The organism is Paenibacillus sp. 1-18 (assembly GCF_000520755.1).
GTDB lineage: Bacteria > Bacillota > Bacilli > Paenibacillales > Paenibacillaceae > Paenibacillus > Paenibacillus brasilensis.
On record NZ_ASSB01000367.1, the window covers coordinates 1 to 2,396 of the forward strand.

At 45.9% G+C, this 2,396-nt stretch carries 5 protein-coding genes; all 5 read left to right on the forward strand.

Annotated features, from left to right (window positions below; genetic code table 11):
• On the forward strand, positions 1–361 hold a 361-nt coding region (locus L693_RS31760; RefSeq protein ID WP_025720846.1), incomplete at its 5' end, for a hypothetical protein.
• Between the two features lies 1 nt (position 362).
• Positions 363–1,229 carry an SDR family oxidoreductase gene (locus L693_RS0124750; RefSeq protein ID WP_025720848.1) on the forward strand — a complete coding sequence of 289 codons (867 nt, stop codon included), beginning with the start codon at positions 363–365 and terminating at the stop codon, positions 1,227–1,229.
• A 105-nt stretch (positions 1,230–1,334) separates the two neighbouring features.
• Positions 1,335–1,766, forward strand: coding sequence for a phage major capsid protein (locus L693_RS0124755; protein ID WP_231503758.1), 432 nt, complete (start codon positions 1,335–1,337; stop codon positions 1,764–1,766).
• A gap of 79 nt (positions 1,767–1,845) precedes the next feature.
• The gene (locus L693_RS0124760; protein WP_231503759.1) at positions 1,846–2,061 is read left to right on the forward strand and encodes a hypothetical protein; all 216 of its coding nucleotides are present in this window, start codon (positions 1,846–1,848) and stop codon (positions 2,059–2,061) included.
• Positions 2,058–2,240, forward strand: a complete 183-nt coding sequence (locus tag L693_RS31765) for a hypothetical protein (protein WP_231503760.1) — start codon at positions 2,058–2,060, stop codon at positions 2,238–2,240. Before L693_RS0124760 ends, L693_RS31765 begins: the two co-directional genes overlap by 4 nt.
• Positions 2,241–2,396: the final 156 nt, after the last annotated feature.

The following is a 2,396-nucleotide window of genomic DNA, read 5'->3' on the forward strand; positions in this document are numbered from 1 at the left end:
CACTGCCGACAAGGGGCTTCAAATAGGGGCCTTGACCACCATTGGTGGAGCCTCGGCTTTCTTGGCTTTGATGCTCGGCCTTTGGCTGCGCGGCAGAGGAGTACATAACCGACGGTGGATCATCGGCGCACCTCACTTGGTTGTGGTTGGGATGCTCGCGTTGATGGGAGCAACATTTGGGCTATTCGCCGCATGGGCGACATCTGGTTTACTAGAAATTATGATTCCGAGCAATCACTTGGCCTGGGTCAGTCGTGTCTGGATCGACTTCCCGTTGTCTGGATTCATAGCAAGCACGATAGTGACATGGCGGTGGCGTCTTGCCGTCACAACAAATTTTTCATCCAAAAGGAGAAGATAAAATGATAGTTATTATTGGAGCAACAGGTACGATAGGCAGTATGCTTTTAGAACGTTTGATTGATCTTGGCGTACCCGCCAGAGCGCTGAGCAGAGAGCCTGAGAAGTTGCGTGATCAGATTGGAGAAAAAGGCCGGTTGACTATCGAGGTAGCTTCGGCTGATGCTTCCGATCTTGAATCGCTACGGCGCGCGTTTGCAGGAGCTAGCCAACTCTTCCTATCCATGTCCAACAGTCCAATACAAGTCGAATTGGAAACTTCGATCATTCAGATTGCCGTCGAAGCCGGAATCAGACACATCGTAAAAATATCCAGTCCTGCCTATGAGAAAAGATCTCCAGTGGCAGTGGCCGGATGGCATCAAGAAATCGAGAAAACGCTGAGCGAATCGGGTCTCACCCACACCGTGCTGCGCCCTTATGCGTTCATGCAAAACTTATTGCGCCTTGCATCAACGATCACAACCCAGAATGTTTTCTTCGGCGCCATGGGCGATTCAGCCTGTAACTTCATTGACTGTCGTGATATCGCAGATGTCGCCGCAGAAGTTCTGACCAACCGCGAGGTGTCAGGCCAAATATATACGCTTACCGGTTCGGAGATCTTTAGCTATCCACAGATTGCGAGTCAACTATCAGCTCTGCTTAATCGGCCGATAAGCTACATCAACATGGAGCCTCAAGTACTACTCCGTAATCTAATCGAGCATGGGCATATGCCTCCTTGGCTCGCAAACCACGTTGTGGAAATTCAAACCATGTCTAAACTGGTACCTGAAAGTCCTAATGTCACTGTGAAGCGCTTGCTCGGCAGAGAGCCACGCACGTTAAACGCCTTTCTGCATGAGTGTGTAGATCATTTCCGGTAGAGGCGAGTCTACCTATTTTGAAATAAGTGTCGTTGGCAGCATCTTGCTCTGATATCATTTAAGTCATTGTACCGGAGAACGATAGTTCGAAAAAAAACAACGGCAATGATACAACCGCCTCTAGTTCCAACTTCTTCAACGGCGTATGATTTACTAATTGATTTAGGCGTACTATTGGATGAGAACAATGTACCGGAAAGCGAGCGTTTTGTGGTAGTTCCTGCATGGTACTATGGCTTGCTTTTAAAGGATGCTCGTTTCACCAAAGACCCAAATATCATCCGCACAGGCTATGTGGGAGATATTGATGGTATGACCGTTTATAAATCCAACAATGTGCCAAATACCGCAGGAGCCAAGTATAAAATCATCGCTAGTCATAAGAGTGCCATTTCGTTTGCAGACCAAGTAGATTCGGTGGAAGCCTTCAGACCAGAGAAACAATTTTCAGATGCAGTGAAAGGGTTGCAGGTATTCGGTGCTAAATGTATCAAGCCGGAAGCTCTGCTGTACTCACGGTCAATAAGTCTTAATTGAAAGTGATGATATGATAGAAGAAACACGTTCAGGGTATCTGTTTTGGATACCCTATTTTTATTTTTTGGAGGGTGATAAGATGTGGTTTTTGAATCAAGAAACAGGCTGCACATGGGAAGTCACGGATCAGGAGTTGGTGCTGCGTTTACAGAATAGTGGGCAATATGAGCAAGTGAAGGAACCACAACAAGATAAGACTGAGCAAGAAGTAGCCCAAACGAAAGCTCAAACTGTCAAGAATATGAAACGTACCGAGAAGGCAACAGATAAAGGAGGAACAGGAGCCAGCACATGAATGATTCATTGATATTGCTGAAACGATTATTAGGCATGGAGCTAACAGACATATCCAAGGATGATATCTTGCTTCACTACTTAAATAAAACCAAGGGTAATATTCTAGGCTATTGCAATGTGGCAACACTGCCTGTGGAATACGATCATGTTATGGTCGATTATGCCGTGTATCTTTAAAAAAATAGGGATTCGGTTGGCCTAACAAATAAACAGGAGGGAGAGCGCTCAGCCACTTATGAAACAGGCATTCCGACAAGTATTCGATTGGCTCTTCCTCTGCCTAAAATCAAGGTAGGGACAGATTAATGTTCTATGATACGAAGCTGGAAATTT